General features: G+C 58.6%; 20 protein-coding genes and 2 pseudogenes. 20 read left to right on the top strand and 2 right to left on the bottom strand.

What is annotated here, in order from left to right:
• Window positions 1-90 precede the first annotated feature (90 nt).
• The 5 genes and pseudogenes from ACP26L_RS20900 to ACP26L_RS20880 all read left to right on the top strand — a co-directional run bounded on the left by ACP26L_RS20900 (window position 91) and on the right by ACP26L_RS20880 (window position 4,544).
• A complete protein-coding gene (locus ACP26L_RS20900) occupies window positions 91-972 on the top strand; it encodes a carbohydrate ABC transporter permease (RefSeq protein WP_426446025.1) in 882 nt (293 codons plus the stop codon).
• A 49-nt stretch (window positions 973-1,021) separates the two neighbouring features.
• On the top strand, window positions 1,022-1,888 hold the full coding sequence (locus tag ACP26L_RS20895) for a carbohydrate ABC transporter permease (protein ID WP_426455035.1): 867 nt from the start codon (window positions 1,022-1,024) through the stop codon (window positions 1,886-1,888).
• Between the two features lie 84 nt (window positions 1,889-1,972).
• The gene (locus ACP26L_RS20890) at window positions 1,973-2,599 is read left to right on the top strand and encodes a polysaccharide deacetylase family protein (RefSeq protein ID WP_426446024.1); all 627 of its coding nucleotides are present in this window, start codon (window positions 1,973-1,975) and stop codon (window positions 2,597-2,599) included.
• 274 nt (window positions 2,600-2,873) lie between these two features.
• Window positions 2,874-3,194 (top strand): hypothetical protein, encoded by a 321-nt coding sequence (locus ACP26L_RS20885; protein ID WP_426446022.1) that lies wholly within the window; start codon window positions 2,874-2,876, stop codon window positions 3,192-3,194.
• A gap of 166 nt (window positions 3,195-3,360) precedes the next feature.
• Window positions 3,361-4,544, top strand: a pseudogene (locus ACP26L_RS20880) (serine hydrolase domain-containing protein).
• A gap of 231 nt (window positions 4,545-4,775) precedes the next feature.
• Here ACP26L_RS20880 and ACP26L_RS20875 read toward each other — a convergent pair.
• Entirely contained in the window at window positions 4,776-5,222 is a 447-nt protein-coding gene (locus tag ACP26L_RS20875) for a hypothetical protein (RefSeq protein ID WP_426446020.1), read from the bottom strand.
• A 298-nt stretch (window positions 5,223-5,520) separates the two neighbouring features.
• Here ACP26L_RS20875 and ACP26L_RS20870 point away from each other — a divergent pair, with 298 nt between their 5' ends.
• The 14 genes and pseudogenes from ACP26L_RS20870 to ACP26L_RS20805 all read left to right on the top strand — a co-directional run bounded on the left by ACP26L_RS20870 (window position 5,521) and on the right by ACP26L_RS20805 (window position 16,570).
• Window positions 5,521-6,441 carry an ABC transporter ATP-binding protein gene (locus tag ACP26L_RS20870; protein WP_426446018.1) on the top strand — a complete coding sequence of 307 codons (921 nt, stop codon included), beginning with the start codon at window positions 5,521-5,523 and terminating at the stop codon, window positions 6,439-6,441.
• Window positions 6,438-7,202: an ABC transporter permease gene (locus ACP26L_RS20865; protein WP_426446016.1), complete on the top strand. Its 765-nt coding sequence runs from the start codon at window positions 6,438-6,440 to the stop codon at window positions 7,200-7,202. The genes ACP26L_RS20870 and ACP26L_RS20865 overlap by 4 nt, the downstream gene beginning before the upstream one ends.
• A 112-nt stretch (window positions 7,203-7,314) precedes the next feature.
• Window positions 7,315-8,055: a response regulator transcription factor gene (locus ACP26L_RS20860; protein WP_426446014.1), complete on the top strand. Its 741-nt coding sequence runs from the start codon at window positions 7,315-7,317 to the stop codon at window positions 8,053-8,055.
• On the top strand, window positions 8,052-8,975 hold the full coding sequence (locus ACP26L_RS20855) for a sensor histidine kinase (RefSeq protein WP_426446012.1): 924 nt from the start codon (window positions 8,052-8,054) through the stop codon (window positions 8,973-8,975). Before ACP26L_RS20860 ends, ACP26L_RS20855 begins: the two co-directional genes overlap by 4 nt.
• A 174-nt stretch (window positions 8,976-9,149) precedes the next feature.
• A complete protein-coding gene (locus tag ACP26L_RS20850) occupies window positions 9,150-9,491 on the top strand; it encodes an ArsR/SmtB family transcription factor (RefSeq protein WP_426446011.1) in 342 nt (113 codons plus the stop codon).
• A 54-nt stretch (window positions 9,492-9,545) separates the two neighbouring features.
• The gene (locus tag ACP26L_RS20845) at window positions 9,546-10,070 is read left to right on the top strand and encodes an SRPBCC domain-containing protein (protein WP_426446009.1); all 525 of its coding nucleotides are present in this window, start codon (window positions 9,546-9,548) and stop codon (window positions 10,068-10,070) included.
• Window positions 10,071-10,329: 259 nt separating this feature from the next.
• On the top strand, window positions 10,330-10,470 hold the full coding sequence (locus ACP26L_RS20840; RefSeq protein WP_426446007.1) for a hypothetical protein: 141 nt from the start codon (window positions 10,330-10,332) through the stop codon (window positions 10,468-10,470).
• Window positions 10,471-10,623: 153 nt separating this feature from the next.
• Window positions 10,624-10,824, top strand: coding sequence for a heavy-metal-associated domain-containing protein (locus ACP26L_RS20835; RefSeq protein ID WP_426446005.1), 201 nt, complete (start codon window positions 10,624-10,626; stop codon window positions 10,822-10,824).
• 151 nt (window positions 10,825-10,975) lie between these two features.
• Complete coding sequence (locus ACP26L_RS20830) at window positions 10,976-12,577, top strand: DUF5050 domain-containing protein (protein ID WP_426446003.1); 1,602 nt, start codon at window positions 10,976-10,978, stop codon at window positions 12,575-12,577.
• Window positions 12,578-13,100: 523 nt separating this feature from the next.
• Window positions 13,101-13,574 carry a VOC family protein gene (locus ACP26L_RS20825; RefSeq protein ID WP_426446001.1) on the top strand — a complete coding sequence of 158 codons (474 nt, stop codon included), beginning with the start codon at window positions 13,101-13,103 and terminating at the stop codon, window positions 13,572-13,574.
• A gap of 4 nt (window positions 13,575-13,578) precedes the next feature.
• Window positions 13,579-14,292, top strand: a complete 714-nt coding sequence (locus ACP26L_RS20820; protein WP_426445999.1) for an SDR family NAD(P)-dependent oxidoreductase — start codon at window positions 13,579-13,581, stop codon at window positions 14,290-14,292.
• 292 nt (window positions 14,293-14,584) lie between these two features.
• Window positions 14,585-15,229 (top strand): hypothetical protein, encoded by a 645-nt coding sequence (locus tag ACP26L_RS20815; protein WP_426445997.1) that lies wholly within the window; start codon window positions 14,585-14,587, stop codon window positions 15,227-15,229.
• Between the two features lie 97 nt (window positions 15,230-15,326).
• Window positions 15,327-15,599: pseudogene (locus ACP26L_RS20810) on the top strand (NUDIX hydrolase); the annotation flags it as partial.
• Between the two features lie 458 nt (window positions 15,600-16,057).
• Window positions 16,058-16,570 (top strand): DoxX family membrane protein, encoded by a 513-nt coding sequence (locus ACP26L_RS20805; RefSeq protein ID WP_426455033.1) that lies wholly within the window; start codon window positions 16,058-16,060, stop codon window positions 16,568-16,570.
• Window positions 16,571-16,701: 131 nt separating this feature from the next.
• On the opposite strand, the gene ACP26L_RS20800 is transcribed toward ACP26L_RS20805, so the two are convergent.
• Complete coding sequence (locus ACP26L_RS20800) at window positions 16,702-18,048, bottom strand: LLM class flavin-dependent oxidoreductase (protein WP_426445996.1); 1,347 nt, start codon at window positions 18,046-18,048, stop codon at window positions 16,702-16,704.
• Between the two features lie 521 nt (window positions 18,049-18,569).
• On the opposite strand from ACP26L_RS20800, the gene ACP26L_RS20795 reads away from it, so the two are divergent.
• Window positions 18,570-19,481, top strand: coding sequence for a helix-turn-helix domain-containing protein (locus tag ACP26L_RS20795; protein WP_426445994.1), 912 nt, complete (start codon window positions 18,570-18,572; stop codon window positions 19,479-19,481).
• The last annotated feature ends 5 nt before the right edge of the window (window positions 19,482-19,486 follow it).

The raw sequence follows: 19,486 nt of genomic DNA, 5'->3' as shown, positions 1-19,486 counted from the left end.
GGAGTGGACTTGCCGGGCTGCAGGGCAGGTCCTTTTCTTCTTCCGGCATTCCATCACCACTCAGCTGCAGCTTCAAGGAGGAAACTTGCGATGCACAAAGTCATGTCGAACCCCAGGGTGATTGCGCTGTATGTGCTGCCGTCTCTGCTGCTTATCCTCGCGATCATCTATGTACCGATTATCCTTACCGGCTATTATGGGCTCATGCAGTGGGACGGCGTCAGTCCGATGACCTTCATCGGGCTGGAGAATTACAAGACCCTGCTGAAGGATGCCGCATTCGGAAGCAGCATGCTGCACTCCTTCCTGTTCGCTCTGCTTTCGGCGCTGAGCCTGGCCGGCTATATGCTCGTCGCGCTGGTGCTCTCCGGCCGGATCCGAGGGGCGAACCTGCTGCGCAAAATCTATCTCATTCCGATGCTCCTGTCCTCGGTCGCCATAGCGCAGCTGTGGCTCAAGATTTATCATCCTTCGAGCGGCATCCTGAACAGCTTCCTAAGTACACTCGGGGTGAAGGAGACGCCGGATTGGCTGGCCGACCCTAGTATCGTCCTGACTGCCCTGTTCGTCCCGATCCTGTGGCAGTACGCCGGATTCTACATCCTGATTTACTACGCCGCGCTCAAGAACATTCCTGCCTCCCTGATCGAGGCCGCACGGATCGACGGGGCGACTTCCCTGCAGATTGCCCTGCGCATCAAGCTGCCGTTGATCGCCGAGGTGATCAAGGTCACGGTCGTGCTGGCGGTGGTCGGGTCGCTGAAGTATTTTGACCTGATCTACGTCATGACCGACGGCGGACCGAACGGCGCATCCGAGGTCATGGCCTCCTACATGTATTCCAAGGCGTTCCGCAGCTTCGACTTCGGCTATGGCAGCGCCATCGGTTTCTTCCTGCTGATCGTCTGCCTGGTCGCGACCTGGGGAATCCGCAGACTGACCGCCACGAAAGACACCATCCAATATTCCTGAAAGAGGGGAGAGCTCCGTGATGAAACTCGCCACCGACCGCAGTCCTCGGATGATCCGTCCGCAGAGCGCGGCACTTGCCTCCCGCTCGCACGGCTCCCGGGCCGGATACGCCCTGCTGTACGCGGTTCTGGCCGCCGCCGCCGTCCTCCAGATTCTTCCGCTGGTCTGGCTTCTGTTCTTCTCCTTGAAAAATAACCAGGAAGTGTTCAACCTTCCTCCGCTGGCCCTCCCGACGGAGCTGAGGTGGGAGAATTACGCCAATGTCTGGAGTCAGGGGAACATCTCCCGGTATTTCATCAACAGCGTATGGATGACCGCACTCTCCGTTCTGCTTACCATCCTGCTCGCCAGCTTCGTGACCTTCGCGATCACCCGCATGCGGTGGAAGCTGAGCCCGCTCGTGCTTGGGGTGTTCATGGTCGGGCTGATGATCCCGGTCCATTCGACCCTGATCCCGCTGTTCAGCCTGTTCCAGAAGCTGTCGCTGACCGATTCTCCCGTCAGCATCGTCCTGTCGTACACGGCATTTAATCTGCCGATCACGATCATGATCCTGCTCGGGTTCTACCAGGCGCTGCCGCATGAGGTGGAGGAGGCGGCGGTCATGGACGGCTGCTCGATCAACCGGCTGTTCTTCAGCGTCATTCTGCCGATGACCGCTTCCGTGATCGTGACGGCATCCATCATCAACATGATCTACAACTGGAACGAGTTTATATTCGTGAACACCTTCATCTCCACGGACGAGCTGAAGACACTAACCGTCGGAGTCCAGAATTTCGTCGGCCAGTACACGACCGATTGGGGCGCGATTGGGGCGACGCTCATGATCAGCATCCTGCCGATCCTGCTCATCTTCTTCATCCTCAGCAACCGGATTGTCGAAGGCATCGCTGCCGGCTCCGTGAAGGGATAAGAGGGAAGGGGAAGATCAATGGCTCCCGCACGCGGGGCTAGCGAAGCCGCCGCAACCAGCGGACAGGAAAGGAGAAGATGTGCAGTGCAGCATTCCATTCTGGTCCATGAAGTGAATACGGACCGCAAGGCCGTCGCCTTCACCTTCGACGACGGTCCCCATCCCATCTATACGCCGCAGCTTCTGGATATCTTCCGAGCGTACGGAGGCAGAGCAACCTTCTATGTGATCGGCGAACATCTTGAGCGGTATGAGGATACCGCCCGCCGGTGCTTGGAGGAAGGGCATGAGCTTGGCAATCACACGTACACGCACCCTTATCTCACCCGATTGAGTCGAGAGCAGTGCCGCATCGAGCTTGTGCGGACCGGGGAGCGAATCGAGGCTCTCACCGGACGCAAGCCGGTGACATTCCGCCCGCCTTACCTGGATTTCGATGAGGGTGCAGCCGCTATGGCCGATGAACTTGGCTACGCGGTCATCGGCGCGGTGAATACGGGGGCGGAAGACTGGCGTCAGCCCGGCGTGGAGCATATTCTCCAGGAAACCCGCAGCTCGGTCCGGTCCGGCGGCATTCTGCTCTTTCACGATGGATACCAAGACCGGGAGCAGACCGTGGAGGCCGTCCGCATCCTGGTTCCGGAGCTGCAGGAGCAGGGGTTCGAGCTCGTCACCGTGAGCGAGCTGCTGTCATGGAAGAACCGGGAGTAATATGGAAGGGCTGCTCTTCCCAGAGAACGAACGGAAAAATAGTTCCAGCTTAACAGCGGATAGGGTCATTCCAGGGAAAGCCCGGGATGGCCCTTTCTTTCGTTTTTCTGCGGGATTGGAGAGTGGGGGCCGGGGAGTGGAGGATAAGAAAAGGTATCGATTGCCGTAAATAAGGGAAAGCCTCCGGCTGGCATGCTCCGGTATACTGAAGTCAGGCGTGTCTTGCCCCGGTGGCGGACACAAACACATAACCCTGAACTGAGGTGACCGGAAGATGAAGCAAAAAGATACCGGCGGCAGCCATACCCTCTGGGCAGTGGAAGCCGAGACCGGCTGTCCGCAGGGAGAAGCGGGGAGTGCCGGCCGCAGAACCGTCGTTACCTTCCATAATCGGGGGGCTACGGCCTGGGTGCAGGTCGACAAGGATGAGGATCATGTCTCTTACCTGATCCACTCGCCGGATCTGCTGCAGGTGGAACTGTTCGGGGATGCGGCGGCGGAGCAGTTCATAGAAGCGTTGGAGCGTGCTGCAGAGAACCTGCGGAAGCAGCTTAAGCCCGGACGGGAGAACGGCATGCAGCAGTCTATAGGCTAGAAAAGAGGGGAGCCCTCAAGCCGTTCCCTGCAGGTTCCCCGCACCGCAATTCATGAGTAATCCGCAGGCCGCGTTCGTGCTACACTGTAGACGGAAGCCTAAAGGCCAGGCTTTACTCAGAATGCGGGAGGAAGATCAGAATGAGCAGGAAAGCGGAGGACCGGCCATGAACAGCCCCTTATCCTCAAAGCGGCTCGGCCGCCTGTATGATGCCATGTCGGGTTATGTGGAGCGGGGCGAAGTGCCGGGCATCGTTACGATGATTTATCACAGAGGCGAAGTGCATGCGGAAGCGTTCGGTGCGCTGACCACCGGAGGAGCCCCGGTGCGCCGGGATTCCATCTTCCGCATCGCCTCGATGACCAAACCCATCATAGCCGCTGCCGCCATGATTCTGGTGGAGGAGTGCCGCCTGCGGCTGGACGAACCGGTGGATGAGCTGCTGCCCGAGCTGGCAGGCCGCAGAGTGCTGCGGCGTCTCGACGGTCCGGTCGACGATACCGAAGCGGCGAATCGGCCGATCACCCTGCGGGATCTGCTCACGTTCCGGCTCGGCTTCGGTGCGGTGATGGCACCGCCGGGCACCTATCCAATCCAGCAGGCCATCGCCGATGCAGGTCTGGCACCCGCACCCACACCGCCGGCCGTAACGCCGGACGAGTGGATGAAGCGGCTCGGTCAGCTGCCGCTGCTGCATCAGCCGGGCGAAGCCTGGATGTATCACACGGGCTCCGACATTCTGGGCGTGCTCATCGCCCGCGCTTCGGGCCAGGGGTTCGAAGCGTTCCTGAAGCAGCGGCTGTTCGAGCCGCTCGGGATGAAGGATACGGGCTTCCATGTGCCGGCAGCCAAGTCGGACCGCCTGCCGGCCGTCCATGCGCTGTCCTGCGGGTCTTCGATGACCCGCAGGACAGCGCATGGACGCGGCCGCCCGTCTTCCCCTCCGGCGGGGGAGGACTCGTCTCCACAGCGGACGACTATCTCGCCTTCTGCCGGATGCTGCTCGGCAAAGGCCGGCTCGGGCGCGAGCGGATCCTCTCCCGTCCCGCCGTCGAGCTCATGACCGCCGACCACCTGACGGCGGAGCAAAAAGAGGCGGCTGGAGCCGGCCGGTTCTTCGGCGGGCACAGCGGCTGGGGATTCGGCGGAGCGGTCAATCTGCGCCGCACCCAATTGTGGCAGACGCCCGGCCGGTTCGGCTGGGACGGAGGCTTCGGCACCTCGGGTTATACCGACCCGCAGGAGGATCTTGTCGGCATCCTGCTGACCCAGCGCATGATGGAATCCCCGCAAGGGCCGCGGGTGTTCACAGACTTCTGGACCTTGGTCTATCAGTCGCTGGAGGACTGAGGGCGTGGGCCGGGGGTACGGGGACCATGCGGGCAGCGGTGTAGGTGGCTTGGAGTACATGCTAGGGGGCTGTCCCAAAAGTGTTCCCAGTAGATGTGAACAACCCAAAAATGACCTCAACATCCATTGTGAAGTGGAGGATGAGGTCATTTTTTATCGCTGAATGCCTATTCAAAGTGGGGGATCAAAAATCATTTATTTCCTTTTGGGACAGCCCTTGTCATTGCAGGTTTAGTAAGGGAACAAGACAGGGAACCCAATGTAATAAGGGTTGCTGGTGTCGTAGGAACCGTCTACAGGGAATACGAGCACGGTATACTTACGGCCTGCCACCAGGCTGGCATTCATCGTAGTATAGTTTCCGTAGGACTGCTTATACGCAATCGGCGTACCGCTGCCGTACTCGTAGATCCCGATGGCGTAGTTTTTACCGTAAGGAGGAAGCAGCCATACCTCCTGATTCACCGTTTTGGGAGCAACAAAATTCATATAATCGAAATCGCTGCCGGTTTGAATATAGGAAGTCCACGTATTTTGTGTAAACTGGTAGGTTGTCGTATAACTGTTGTTGGCCGGCTCCAATATATCCTGCTCAATCGGCATAGCGGACGCGCTGGAGATAAACAGAGCGGAAGCCATCATGGCAATCGCGGATAACTTGCCTAATTTTTTGAACATTGACCCTTTCCTCCTCTGGTAGATCACGGACTCATATTCTAAGTATCAGGAAGCGTGAAATGCTGGCCAGCGATCCACAACCCGATCGTACCACAGAGGATTTGGTAGATGTATTACATAATTTGGTACTAATAATACTAAAATGTGGATTTAGTATAATTTAATGGTAAAATAATCCCTGCAGAGTAACGCTGCAGCGCCTGCACCCAGCCGCGCGGAATGTAAGACTTTTGTAAGAACTCCGTAAGCCGCATACCCGGCTTCTCTTCTTATAATGAAGAGCAGGGAGGGATGATGCTTGAGCTCGGTACTTCGAACGACAGGATTAACCAAGCGTTATGGAAAACGGCAGAAGGCTGCCGTGGAAGAGGTGTCGATGGAGGTGGCGCCGGGGGAGATCTACGGATTCCTCGGGCAGAACGGTGCGGGCAAAACCACGACCCTGCGCATGATCATGGGGCTGGTGCTGCCGACAAGCGGGGAGGTGGAGCTCTTCGGCAGGAGGCTGGAAGGCGGCGGGGAAGGCTTCGCCCGGATCGGCTTCCTGCCGGAGGTGCCCGGCCATTATCCGCAGCTGACGGTCAGGGAGCATCTGCGGATGCACCGGCGGCTTACCGGCTTCGCGGGCCCCGACCGGACGGAAGAGACGCTGGCACGGCTTGGGCTCGGCGGCGTGGGGGACGTGCGCGCCGGGCGTCTGTCGCTGGGCCTGCGCCAGCGACTGGGCCTTGCCAGGGCGATCCTGCACGGCCCGGAGCTGCTCATCCTGGATGAGCCGGCCAACGGCGTCGATCCGGCAGGCCTGCACCAGCTGCGCCAGCTGCTGCTGGATCTCGCCAAGCAGCAGGGCATGGCAATCCTGCTCTCCAGCCATCTGCTGGGCGAGGTGCAGCAGATTGCAGACCGGATCGGCATTCTGCACGAGGGCCGGCTGCTGGAGCAGAAGGGGGCGGAGGAGCTCGAGCGGACGCTCCGCAGCTGCATCGAGCTCCGGGCCGAGCCCCTGGAGCGGGCGCTGGTGGTGCTGGAGCAGAAGCTCGGCGTCCTGGACTACGAGCTGAGGGAATCCGGGACGGTCCGGCTGTACGGGCAGTCCGGGCGGGCCCCTGCCATTGCCCGGGAGCTGATCAGCGATGGAGTGGAGCTGCTGGAGCTGAGGGAGAGGCAGGACTCGCTGGAGGAGTACTATTTGAAGCTGATCGGGGGGAGAGGGGCATGACGGGCGTGTTGTATGCCGAATGGCTGAAGCTCCGCAGGTCGAGAGGATTGTGGCTGCTGCTGTTCATCCTGTTCGTGAAGCATGTGATCGAATTCTCGGTCTATTACCAGGATCTGGCGAATTCGCCTTCCCGGCTCACCTGGAGCTGGACGTATTACACGCATTACCGGCAATTCGCACTGGGCCTGATGCCGATCATCACGGGTCTGCTGGTGGGGTATGCGGTGATCGGGGAGTTCCAGCACAATACGGTGACCGGGATGCTTACGTATCCGATCCGGCGAAGCACCTTCCTGCTCGGCAAATATGCAGCGGTCTTCCTGCTGACCATCCTCGTGTACGGTGCCGACTTCGGCATGAAAGCGGCGGGAGGGCTCTTGTTCGGACTGCCCCCGGTCCCCTGGACGATGTGGCTGCGGTACATCGAATGCGCGATGCTGCTGATTCTGGTGTCCTTTGCCCTCGTTCCCTTGTTCGCCTGCATCTCGCTGGCCTTCCGGAGCTATATCGCCAATATGGCTGCCGGCACGCTGGCGGCGGTGATCGGCGAGGTGGTGTGGGACGTGACCGATATCGCCGTCCGGTTTCCCTTCACTTACCCGGGCATTCTCGTCGGAAGTCTGCTCGATATTCCTTCCCGTTCCGCGGGAAGCGCCGAGCTCCTGCAGGGGGGCATAGGGCTGCTGCTGCTCTTCGCGGTGTTCCTTGCGGGAAGTCTGAGGGTGCTCGCACGGAAGGATATCCATGCGCATGAGGGATAGCTGCCGCCGGGAGTGACGACGGTTCTTCCAGCATGATACAATAGAACCAAGGAATGGACAGCTTCTTCGCTGCGGCGGAGGACCTGCTTCGGATACGGGAGTGGAGCAGAGGATGCGTTACGGGGAACGGGAGAAAAGGATTCTGCTTGTCGAAGACGACGGGGATCTGGGAGCATTGATGCGGGATGGACTGGAGCGGGACGGGCTGCATGTGGACTGGTGCCTAGACGGAACCGGGGCTGCCAAACGGCTGGCGGGCGAGGGCGGGACGCCGGGCGGATATGACCTGGCGGTACTCGATCTCATGCTGCCGGGGACGGACGGGCTGGAGCTGCTGCGCCTCATCCGCCAGGCGGGCAGCCTGCCTGTGCTCATGGTGTCCTGCCGCGGAGAGGAGACCGACAAGATCGTCGGCCTGCGGATGGGCGCCGACGATTACTTGGCGAAGCCGTTCGGGCTCGGGGAATTTTCCGCCCGGGTGAATGCCATGCTGCGCAGGTACCTCGATTTCGGCGCGCGGCAGGGGGAGACTCCGTGGCTGGAGCAGCAGGGGATCCGGCTGAACACCGAGACCTACGAGGTCTATGTCGGGGACAGGGAGGCCGGACTGACGGGGAAGGAGTTCGAGATCCTGAAGGTGTTCCTGAGGCAGCCGGGCCGTGTCTTCTCCAAGGCCCAGCTCTTCCGGGCCGTATGGCAGCAGGATTATCTGTATGACGAGAATACGGTGATGGTCCATATCCGCCGGCTGAGGGCGAAGATCGAGCCAGAGCCCTCCCGGCCCCAATATATCCAGACCGTATGGGGGATCGGCTATAAGCTCGGGAGCTGCGGGGAGGGTGGGCGCACTTGAATTGGCTGGTATGGCTGGGGATGGGGGCGGCCTGCATCCCGCTCCTCCTCTGGATGCGGCTGAAGCGGGAGATGCGCGCCCTGACACAGGGGCTGAGGCTGCTCCGGCACGAGGAGGACCGCCGGCAGCTGAGGCTCACGGCCTGGGACCGCGACCTCATGGAGCTGAGGGACGAATGCGGCCGGCTGGCGGACCGCTGGAAGGAAGAGGCGGTGCGGGCAGGGCTGCTCGATGAATCCCGCAGGCGTATGCTGGCCAATCTGGCCCATGATATCCAGACGCCCTTGGCCGGCATGCTCGGCTATATCGAAGCCGTGCAGGGCGACGGCCGCCTGACGGAAGAGCAGCGGGCCCATTATCTGGACATCGCCTCCCGCAAGGGGCGGGAGTTGTCCGCGATGCTGCGCGATTTTTTCGAGCTCTCGAAGCTTGAGGCGGACGATACCCCGATTCGGCTTCAGGCGGTGGATCTGGCGGAGCTGCTTCCCGAGTGGATGCTCACGCTGTATCCCGAGTTCGAGCGGATCGGCCTGGAGCCTGAGGTAGAGCTGTCCTCTGCTCCTGCCCTGGTATGGGCGGAGCCCGGACTGATGGGGCGGGTCGCTGCGAATCTGCTGTCGAACGCGCTGCGGTACGGCGCCGCGGGCGGTGCGGTCGGCGTCTGTGTAAGGGAAGAAGGCGAGCACTGCGCCTTAACCGTATGGGACCGGGGGCCGGGGATTCCGCAGAGCGAGCTGCCGTTTATATTTGATCGGCTGTACACCGCCGACCCTTCACGCAGCCGCGCGAGAAGGGGAAGCGGGCTGGGGCTGGCCATCGTGAGGCGGCTGGTGGAGCGGCAGCAGGGGACCATCGAAGTGAGCTCCATCCCCCACGAGCGGACGGAATTCACCGTGCGCTTGAAGCGGGTGCGGAGCTGACAGAGGACGGGGCGGCAGCGGGCTCCGGGCCGGCGAGAGGGGGGGCCGGGTCCCCGTGGCCTCACCCTAGGGGGCTTGGCGGCACGTTATTATACATGCCTTCTGTTTAACCAAATATTCCTTGACAGGAATATTCCTAATGACGTATATTGTTAATGAAAGGAGCAGGGAGCGATGGGCGTGAATCTTACAACACTGCATGCACTTGCCGAGCCCAACCGGTTTCACATGGTCGAACTTCTGCGGAAGGGTCCCTTAACGGTAGGGGAGATCGCCGAACGGCTGAATCTGAACCAGCCGCAGGTGTCCAAACATCTGAGGGTTCTCAGTGATTCCGGGCTCGTCGAAGTGCGTCCGGATGCCAACCGGCGCATTTACCAGCTGCGTCCGCAGCCATTTGCGGAGCTCGAGGGGTGGGCCGCCGCGTTCCGCAAGGAATGGGAGGAGCGGTTCGACCGTCTGGACGATTACCTGCAGAAGCTGCAGTCCCAAGAGAATCGGCCCAAGGATTCATAGGGCGCCGGCCAGCGTTGTTTTCAACATCTTACTATATCATAGGAGGAATGAAAGATGACGACGAAGGAAAATGCAATGGTATCCCGGGTGGAAGGTACGGAGCTGGTATTGGAGCGTGTATTCAACGCCCCTCGCGAGCTGGTCTTCAAGGCATTCTCTGAGGCGGAGCATCTCAAACACTGGTGGGGTCCGAGAGGCTGGACGCTTACCGTATGCACCGTGGATTTCCGTCCCGGCGGGGTGTGGCACTACTGCATGAAATGCATCGATGAAGCCCAAGGGGATTTCTTCGGATTTGAATCGTGGGGCAAAGCGGTCTATTCCGAGATCGAAGCGCCGGAGCGGATCGTCTACACGGACTACTTCTCGGACAGCGAAGGCAATTCGGCACCGGGGATGCCCTCAACGGAGTGTACGCTGAGCTTCATTGAGCAGGACGGCCGGACGAAGGTTATCAGCCGGGCGAGCTATGCAACGGAAGAGGCATTGAAGCAGGTCATGGACATGGGCATGCTCCAGGGCATCACCGAAACCTGGGACCGGCTCGCAGAGCACCTGGGAGCCGTCCAAGGGGCGTAATCGAATTCGCATGGGAGCAGGCTGCCGGCAGGAACGGCGGCCTTTTTGGCTGTGTCCGGCTGCTGCTGCCGGAATCTGCGGCCTTAAGGGCCGGATGTATTTTCTCCGTGCCGGATGCCGGCGACGGCGGGGAAGCTCCGCCGTGTGATGGAGGAGAGGCATCACGAGCCGCACGCCGGTTGACTTCCCGGAAGTCCAAGACGACCGGGCTGTTCATCGTGCAGGATAAGCGGAATGATTACGCTTGAATTCAATATACTTGTTTGCGTGTTTATATACGGTTGACCAGAAGTTCCTGATGGGGCTGATCACCGAAACGGCGCCGGTCGGCTACGTACATGACGTATCTATCGACAATGTCATCGACAAGTCACACATGCGCCTGCAGACCAGCCTATGAACTGAGCTTCCGGGGTGTCTCCACGGTGAGCCGGCCGGTACCCCACAGCCGATGCTCAAACAAAATCAGTCTCTGCGATGCATGCGCGGAGGCATATCGTGCAAAACTAGGTTCCGGTGGAAAAAACATGGAAGCCAAAGGAGCGAGGCACGAATGAGTGAGGCGACATTAAGGGTAGCGGGCATGACCGGTGAGAGCTGTGCCGATTCGGTGGAGGGCGCCCTGCGGAACATCGGGGCCGAAGGGCATGTGGATCTGGCGGGACAGACCGTACGGGTGGAATACGACGAATCGCAAGTGAGCATGAACAGCATAAAGGGCGCGATCGAGGGTTCAGGCTACAGAGTGGTATAAACGATACGCGGAGGACCGCCGGAACGCCGGCGGTTCTTTTTATGCAGACGGGGGGACGGCATGGGGATTCTTCGCTGCAGACACCGCAACTATTCACCGGCGGCGTGCGTCTGAAGAGCAGCTTGAGATAAGCCCAAAGGAGCGAAGACAGTTGAGAAACAAAATCATGATGGCAGCGGCATCGGCGGTAATGGGAATGAGCTTGATCGGTTCCCCGGGGAAGAGCGAGGCGGCGGACACCAGCGTACCGGTTACTCTGCCGAAGTTCACGGTGAACTTCAATGGCAGTGAAGTGAAAAGCGAATACAGACAGTATCCGCTCCTGGTATATAAGGATATCACCTACGTACCGATCACCTGGTATGACAGCCGGCTGCTCGGGCTCGAGACGGGATGGAGCACCCAGAAGGGACTCAGCATTGGCAAAGGAAGTGTAACCTCGTCGTACGCCCCTTACGCGAGCGATACCCGTAACCGTCAAACGGCCAGAGCCACCGTGCCCACCTTCCCGGTCACCATCAATGGGAAGACGGTCGACAACAGCAGGGAAGAATATCCGCTGCTGCTGTTCAACAACATTACATATTTTCCGCTCACCTGGAGGTTCGCCCATGACGAGTTCGGATGGGGTTACCGGTGGGATGCCGCGGCTGGACTTTCGATTACCTCGGATAATCCACAGGTGAAGGCATTGAATCTCCCTGCTTCGGCCGGCGATCAGGAAGTGGCCTTTTTCAAAGGGGATTACTATTATTCGGAGCTTGTCGGCAAGGAGTATCACATCTACCGGGCACCTGGAGCGGATCTGAAAGCGAAGAAGCTTGTCTACGCCTATGAGGCGGATACGGGCTACGGGATCAACAAATCGCTGACGATCCGGGTGAAGGAGGATGAACTGCATTTCTCTTATCACAGCGGCGGTGCCATTATGGGCTCGGATGTATACGGCAAGGTGGGGCCGGATGGAAAAGGGGTCATTCTGCAGCAGGGTTACTTGGATTTCCGTGAAATCCCTTTAGGCACCTTGTTCATCAGCCAGCACGTTCCGCCGCAGACAGGAAATATGTACCTGTTACCGAAAGGAGAGAAGAATCCATACGATCATCCTGCAGGTGATCCGAAGTTCTACTACGGCTGGCAAATTTCGATGGATGGGGAGGCGCGTTCCTTCAGCGGCAGCTCATCGAGTACGGTCATCGGTGACCATGTGTATGTGATAGCCACACCTTCTGAGGTGCAGGAGGATCGCCTCAACCGCATTTACCGGGTGAACCTGAAGACGAACAAGACCGAGCTTCTGGTGAACTCGGAGGTGATCGGCTTCAAGATCATCAAGGATCAGCTCTATTATGTCAAAACGGCGGATAGGCTTCTGTATTCCTCGAATCTGGACGGTTCGGGCGAACAGAAGATTTCGCATAACGAGGTCGCTGCCTTTACGTTCGGAGTCATGGACGGAAAGGTGTACTATACCTCCGCAGGACCGAATGATACGCTGAAGCTTTATAAGGCGGCTTCCTCCGGCAAGGATGAGCTGGTGATGGGGGACGCGATCGTCAGCGTACAGTTTCTGAATGACCGTATTCTCTGCAAGCTGGCTGCGGGAGGCGATTACGGGCTGAAGATCCTGGACCGGGCAGGCGCGCTCCGGCTGGCGGTTGCCGATCAGGTCGCAGGAGCCTGGGCCTATGGGGATACTCTGCTCTTTATCTCCGCCGCAGGCCAGGGAGTGAAGGAGATTAAGATCCCTTAGGCCGCATGGGAGCCGGACGCAAGGAAGGGAAGGAATGGAAGGCTGTCCCATCCCTTCCTTCGGCAATACCGGATGAACGGGAAGAGCTTCCCCGAACAGTGAGTCCGTGTCCCCCAAGCCTTGACGACAAGCAGAACGGAAAGGCCAGTAGCAGCCAGACTTATCCTCGCAGGGAGGAGTTTGGCCGCCATAAACTTGTTTGCAATATCCTTGTTTGCATGAATATATATTGGGTTAGATCCTACCCTGACCCGAAGAAGGGTTCCACCGCCGAGATCGGCCTCGGGAATATGGGTACCTCGGGCCAAGAAGGTGCAAGCCGTACCGCGGCCGTGGATTCCTCAATCCATGATGCGAGTGATTCCGCCTTCCATAAACTTGTTTGCAATATACTTGTTTGCATACTTATTAATTTTTTCGAATCATCAAACCATGGTCAAAAAAGTGCCGAAAAAGTGAACCATGCCTTTCCAAACCAATTGATATATACTTATGGAAGAGAAGCAGCTAAAGGAGGATAATGATGGAAACCCATTTGCTCGGCACCCGGTTCATTACACAAATCGGCATTCTTGTTCACGATATCGAAAAAACGTCACAGGCATACGCCGACTTTTTTGGTGTAGACAAACCGCAGTGGTTCATCACCGGGCCGGTGGAGGAGGCGCAGACGGAATACAGGGGAGAGCGGACCGAAGGCAGAGCCAAGCTGGCTTTCTTCGACATGGGCTCCCTGCAGGTGGAGCTGATCGAGCCGGACCATGAACCGAGCGTATGGCGCGAATGCCTCGACAAGGACGGGGAAGGAGTGCACCATGTTGCTTTTGCCATTGAAGGGATGAAGGACAAAGTGACGGTGCTGGAACGCAGAGGGATGCCGCTGCTGCAGAAAGGCGAATACCCCGGCGGGCGTTATGCCTATCTCGACACGCTGAAGGATCTCAAGGTGATGATTGAACTGCTCGAGAATGACAAACCCGGCCGGCAGGAGGGTTAGCAGCATGAACATTGTGGTTACCGGCGCGAACAGGGGACTCGGTTATGCCGTTACGGCGGAGCTGCTGAAGCGGGGTCATTCCGTCATCGCAGGGGTGAGGGGCGATGCAGCTTCGCCTGATGAACGGAACAGCCGCCTCTTCCGCTTGGGGGAGCAGTATCCGGGCCGGCTGCTGACCGCCTTACTAGATGTGGCGGATGAAGCCGTGATCGCCGATGCTGCAGCCTCGTTGAAAGGCAGCGGCGTGGAATTGGACGCGATAGTCAATAATGCGGCGATCCTCCTGGGACGTGGCAGCCGTCTGGAAGAGCTGGATCTGGAGGACATGGCCGCGTCGATGGATATCAATCTCTACGGGCCGGTGCGGGTCGTCAAGCACTTTTTGCCGCTGTTCGGGGACCGGTCGGGATGCATCGTCAATATTTCGTCGGAGGCAGGCAGTCTGACGAACGCTTACGGCGGGGACTACCCTTATGCCCTGTCGAAGGCGGCGCTGAATATGTTCTCGCAGCAGCTTCACCGGTATCTGCAGGCCAGAGATATCGCGGTCCATGCCGTTCACCCCGGCTGGATTCGGACCGATATGGGCGGAGAACAGGCGCCGGGTGATCCGGAGGACGCGGCACGCGGCATTGCGGATCTGATCGAACGCCGGATCGCGCCGGCTTCGGGTCCGTTTGTCTTTATCGATCACAGAGGCCAAAGTCTGCCGATTTGACAACGTTTCCAGATCGCAGGCCTGGGCCTGGCTTCTAACGAAGCTTGAGCAGCAGTCATGAAGGATGCATAGACCTTGGGGCCGGCCGCGTGCTTGGACCCAGGTCTTTTTTTATTTAGGGGGAGCCGCTGGGGTGGCTGACCCGTGCCTATGAGTCCATCGGATTGACAGGATTCATGGTTAGGGGAATGGGTTACAAGAGAATAACATGAATAACATGATTTACCTGGAGCCAAGCGGTGAGAATGGACTGTACAATAGATCTTCAGAACCAGATGGAGGAGATCGTATCATGCTGCAAAAAGGAATCGAAATCGTATTTGGCAGGCCTTATAGAGAAAAACGCTCCTTTGTGGCCTTTTATTGGATGGGGATAGGTGTTTATTTGCTCCTTCTGCTCATGGCCGTACTGGCCCGCTTCTCATTTCCGGATGTGCTGTTCCCGCTGATCGGCTATCCTCTGTTGTTCCGGTTCGTTTACGGCGTGAACGCGAAGCTTCAGGGCTCCCTCGCCAAACGGAGGATGACCCCCCTGATCATATCGGCCGCGTTCTTTGCGCTTACCGTCGCCATCGTCCAAGGGATAGGTGCGGCCGGGGATGGCAAGGGCGTATCCGGTTACCGGGCTTCTATGACGAGCAAAGTGAGTAGGAATGGGAATGTTACGGTATCGATCGGTTCGCTTAGCGGTTACTATGAGGTTGAGAAGGTACAAGCCGTGTCCGGCACGATCCGGATTCCCTACGAAGCAGCCGTCGGGTCAGGTGAGGTTACCCTCCAGGTTCGAAGCGGCAGCGGCATCATCTGGGAGCAGCACGTTTCCCCGGCCGCTAGCGGGGTGATAGAGTTCGAGCCTGCGGCGGATACGTCTTACAGCATGGGACTTCAAACGGCCAACGCGGAGAATATTCAGCTTACTTTTCAAACGACAGACTGACAGACGTAAAATCAACAGCAAAGAATACATCCTCACCCGGGATGTATGTTAGAATCGGCTGTGACAGCATCCACGAAACGAGGAGAAGGTGAGCGCAATGACGGAGTCTATCGATAAGATCGCCTGGGTTCATCTGCTGGAGGGCCGAATCTTATGCGCGCGTTCCACAGGCAAAGAAATCTATTATATGCCGGGCGGGAAAAGGGAGCCGGGTGAAACGGATACCGACACGCTCGTACGGGAAATTGAAGAGGAATTGTCCGTCCGGATTCTTCCCGGCACGGTGTCGCATCTGGGGACGTTCGAGAAGCAGGCGCATGGGAAGCCGGAGGGCGTGAAGGTCCGCATGGCTTGTTATCAAGCGGATTATGAAGGAGTACTGAACCCCGCTTCCGAGATCGCCGAAATCGCCTGGTTAACTTATGCGGACCGGGAACGCGTATCTGCCGTGAATCAGATCATCTTTGACCAGCTTCATGAAATGAAGCTGTTGGTTTAAGCCGAAGGCTGTCCGTCCCGTACCGCGGAGGCTCAGGTTATCTCTTGAAGCTGCCGGACGGTCAACCGGCTCCATCCCTCGAGACGCAGGGACCCACCCCCGATAACCAGGTCAGCGGAGGAAGTGGAGCGGCTGCCATCCAAGTGAATTCGAAAAAATCGTAACCGATGTGACACATGATTACATCAGGCCGCCAGCTTATGCTGACGGCCTGTCCGCATTTCGCCACAAAAGCAAAGTTTATGTAAAGTAGATTGACAGAATAAGGGGATTTCATAATAATTAGGGTGATTTTCAACCTATTGACGAAGAGTGAAGGGGTGAGTTTCGTGTTCGTGCGGTTCTTGCAGAACAACCTGCTTGTCAGCTTTGTGCTGACTGTCCTGCGTGTTTACTTAGGGTGGACTTGGCTGAAGGCGGGCTGGGGAAAGATTGCCGGCGGCTCGTTCAATGCCGAAGGATTCCTGCTCGGGGCCGTCAAGAAAGCGGGAGGGGAGAATCCTGCCGTGCAGCCGTGGTGGGCTGAATTTTTGCAAAGCTTTGCCATCCCGAATGTCGGTCTGTTCAACGTATTGGTCCCTTGGGGGGAACTGCTCGTCGGCCTTGGCCTGATTCTAGGCTCGTTTACTACGTTCGCAGCCTTGATGGGCATGCTGATGAACTTCTCGTACATGTTCTCGGGAACGATAAGCACGAATCCCCAGATGGTCGTGATGGAGCTCTTGATCGTAGCTGCAGCCGCCAATTCTTCTAAGATCGGGGTAGACCGGTGGTTCCTGCCCTATCTTCAAGGCTACCTGAACCCAAGGAAGAATCCGGACTCCTCTTTGAAGGGCGCCTGATTCCGCTTCCCCCGTGATCTAACAGAATGCATGCCATCCAACATCAAAAGGGACTTCACCATTCGAGGTGAAGTCCCTTTTTGGTCGTTCTGCTTAGCGTGTGCACCTTGTGCAAATGATTCCGCGCGGGGCTATACGCCGAGCTCCCGCTTCGCGTAGCGGCTTTCGGGCCTGCGCAGCCCCAGATTCTCACGCAGGGTGCGGCCTTCGTACTGCGTGCGGAACAGGCCGCGGCTCTGCAGCTCGGGCACGACACTCTCCGCGAATTCCTCCAGGCCGCCCGGGAAATACGGCGCCATAATGTTGAAGCCGTCGCATCCGCCGCCCGTGAACCATTCCTGGAGCTGGTCTGCGATGCCTGCCGGCGAGCCGTAGATCGTCCGATGGCCGCGGGCCCCTGCTATGCGGCGGCTGACCTCCAGGATGGAGAGGGAGTCGCGCTTCGCGATATCCTTGATGAGATGCAGACGGCCTTTGGCTCCGTCTGCGGTGTCGGGCAGATCGGGGAACGGTTCGTTCGGATCGTAGCCCGACAGGTCGTGGCCGATCATCCCCGACAGCAGGGTGATGCTGGCCTTCGGGTGAATCAGGCTCTGGAAGTGCTCAAACTTCTCCCGCGCCTCCGCATCCGTTGCCCCGATGATCGGCAGCACGCCGGGTAGGATCTTGACATCGTCCCTGCTGCGTCCGAACCGGCCCGCGCGTCCTTTGACGTCGTCATAAAATGCGCGTGCCTCGCCCAGCGTCTGCCACGCCGTGAAGATGACTTCCGCCGACTGCGCGGCGAAGTCGCGCCCGTCCTCGGAGGAGCCGGCCTGGATCAGGACCGGGCGGCCCTGAGGTGAACGGGCCATATTCAGCGGCCCCTTCACGGAGAACCATTCCCCGCTGTGATTGATGCGGTGAACCTTGCTCCGGTCGGCGAAGAGCCCCTGTTCTTTGTCAAAGAGCAGGGCATCATCCTCCCAGCTGTCCCACAGCTTGGTAACGACATCCACGTATTCGCGCGCCCGCTCATACCGGAGATGGTGCTCCAGGTGCTTCTCCTGTCCATAGTTAGCGGCGGCTCCCCGGCTGGAGGTCGTGACGATATTCCAGGCCGCGCGCCCTCCGCTGAGATGGTCGAGCATGGAGAACTGCCGGGCGACATTGAACGGCTCGCTGTAAGTCGAGGACAGGGTGCCCGTCAGGCCGATGTGTTCGGTGACGACCGAGAGGGCGGAGAGCAGGGTGAGCGGCTCCGGCCGGATCGGCGACATATAGGAGACGGCGGTGTCCAGATCGTCGGAGACCGCGAGAATATCGGCGAAGAAGATCATATCGAACTTGGCCCGTTCCGCGGTTTGTGCCAGGTGCTTGTAATGCTGGAAGTCCAGAATGCCGCGTTCATTCGAAGCGGGATATCTCCAGGCGGCTACGTGGTGGCCGGCTCCGGAGAGGAAGGCGCCGAGGCGCATTTGACGTGGGCTGGTTGTCATGTGGAAGTTCGCTCCTTATGCTCTGGCTCGGGTGTGTCTTTTTGCGCTCCGTTATGCTTCGCATAAAGGTCGCTGTCAAAAAGACACGCCCCTCGCTGTAGTGAAAACCTATACATTTGCGCTCCGTTATGCTTCGCATAAAGGTCGCTGTCAAAAAGACACACCCCTCGCTGTAGTGAAAATGAAAAAAAGGAGACACCTCTCCCATGCATACAAGCGTGGGAATGGCATCTCCGGTGGTCCGGTAGGATGAGCCTCGGAAATTAATCCGACTAAATATATAAGATAAAGAAAGTATAAGAGCCCCGATTCAACCTGTCAATCCACTTTATTTAGAGGGCATTCCTGTGATCGTGTCCCCATGTTGTCCCGATTCCCCGGAATCTTGTCCGAATTCCACATGACATTCCGGCAGAAGTTGGTTTATGATAGAAAACAATTAAAACAATTCACACAAACATACTAGGAATTAAAAGTGAGGGTCTGCTCTGCTTTATCATCACGCTGGAGGTGAGAGTTCTATGGAAATCAAATCGTTCGCCGGTTATGCGGAGAAGGGATGGGGCGTGTGGGTGCAGCGTTCGTCTCACGGGTGCCACAACCCGCTTCCCGAGCACGGCCACGACTTCATCGAGCTGGTCTATGTCGTCCATGGTGCGGGACGCCATCTCATTGATAAGGTGACCTTCGAGATCCGTGCCGGAGACATCTACGCCATAGCTCCTGGAGAGAGCCATGCCTTTCCCGATGCAATGGAGTCGGAGCTCGAGATCATCAACTGCCTCTTCCTTCCGGAGAGTGTATGGCAGTCCCTGCCCGCCGATTCGGATGCCCTTCACAGCCTGCCTTACGTCGCTCCGCTGTACCAGGGCACCGGCCGGCTCCCCCGCAGACTCTCGCTCGCTTCCGGCGAGTCGACGGTGATTCTGAGCCTGCTTGAGGGAATGATGAACGAGATCCGGGAGGGGGCGCCGGGGAGCCGGCTGATCGTCCGCAACCGGCTGATCGATATCCTGATCACTTTGTCCCGCGTGAAGCTCAAGGAGGAGTCGACGGGACCGGAGGTGCTCCAGCCCCCCGGCGCTCATGCCGGGGGTCATGAGATCTTAGTACGTAAGGTACTGGCCTACCTGGAGTCGCATTATCACCAGCGCATTACGGCGGCCGGCCTCGCGACAGTGTTCTCGATCTCCTCCCGGCACCTGAACCGGGTGTTCCGCCAAGAGACCGGCCGCAGTATCACCGAGACGCTGCAGGGGATACGGATCGAGAGAGCCAAGCACATGCTGCATGAGACACCGCGCAGTGTAGAAGGCATCTCGGCGGCGGTAGGCTTCGGCGACCCCTCGTTCTTCAGCAAGCTGTTCAGCCGCACGGTAGGACACACGCCCGGCGAATACCGGCGGATCGCGCGGAGCAAACGCTCATCCTGACCCGT

This window comes from Paenibacillus sp. S-38 (genome assembly GCF_049942825.1).
In the GTDB taxonomy this organism is placed as follows: Bacteria; Bacillota; Bacilli; order Paenibacillales; family NBRC-103111; genus Paenibacillus_G.
Note: the sequence above shows the minus strand (reverse complement) of the source record. Positions and strands in the feature narration are given on the sequence as shown.

What these genes read in the sequence shown, in the direction of transcription:
- ACP26L_RS20795 (WP_426445994.1), top strand. Translation starts at nt 18,570, where the DNA reads ATGGAAATCAAATCGTTCGCCGGTTATGCGGAGAAGGGATGGGGCGTG.
- ACP26L_RS20885 (WP_426446022.1), top strand. Translation starts at nt 2,874, where the DNA reads ATGAAGCAAAAAGATACCGGCGGCAGCCATACCCTCTGGGCAGTGGAA.
- ACP26L_RS20895 (WP_426455035.1), top strand. Translation starts at nt 1,022, where the DNA reads ATGATCCGTCCGCAGAGCGCGGCACTTGCCTCCCGCTCGCACGGCTCC.
- ACP26L_RS20850 (WP_426446011.1), top strand. Translation starts at nt 9,150, where the DNA reads ATGGGCGTGAATCTTACAACACTGCATGCACTTGCCGAGCCCAACCGG.
- ACP26L_RS20865 (WP_426446016.1), top strand. Translation starts at nt 6,438, where the DNA reads ATGACGGGCGTGTTGTATGCCGAATGGCTGAAGCTCCGCAGGTCGAGA.
- ACP26L_RS20820 (WP_426445999.1), top strand. Translation starts at nt 13,579, where the DNA reads ATGAACATTGTGGTTACCGGCGCGAACAGGGGACTCGGTTATGCCGTT.
- ACP26L_RS20800 (WP_426445996.1), bottom strand. Translation starts at nt 18,048, where the DNA reads ATGACAACCAGCCCACGTCAAATGCGCCTCGGCGCCTTCCTCTCCGGA.
- ACP26L_RS20875 (WP_426446020.1), bottom strand. Translation starts at nt 5,222, where the DNA reads ATGTTCAAAAAATTAGGCAAGTTATCCGCGATTGCCATGATGGCTTCC.
- ACP26L_RS20815 (WP_426445997.1), top strand. Translation starts at nt 14,585, where the DNA reads ATGCTGCAAAAAGGAATCGAAATCGTATTTGGCAGGCCTTATAGAGAA.
- ACP26L_RS20825 (WP_426446001.1), top strand. Translation starts at nt 13,101, where the DNA reads ATGGAAACCCATTTGCTCGGCACCCGGTTCATTACACAAATCGGCATT.
- ACP26L_RS20860 (WP_426446014.1), top strand. Translation starts at nt 7,315, where the DNA reads ATGCGTTACGGGGAACGGGAGAAAAGGATTCTGCTTGTCGAAGACGAC.
- ACP26L_RS20835 (WP_426446005.1), top strand. Translation starts at nt 10,624, where the DNA reads ATGAGTGAGGCGACATTAAGGGTAGCGGGCATGACCGGTGAGAGCTGT.
- ACP26L_RS20900 (WP_426446025.1), top strand. Translation starts at nt 91, where the DNA reads ATGCACAAAGTCATGTCGAACCCCAGGGTGATTGCGCTGTATGTGCTG.
- ACP26L_RS20845 (WP_426446009.1), top strand. Translation starts at nt 9,546, where the DNA reads ATGACGACGAAGGAAAATGCAATGGTATCCCGGGTGGAAGGTACGGAG.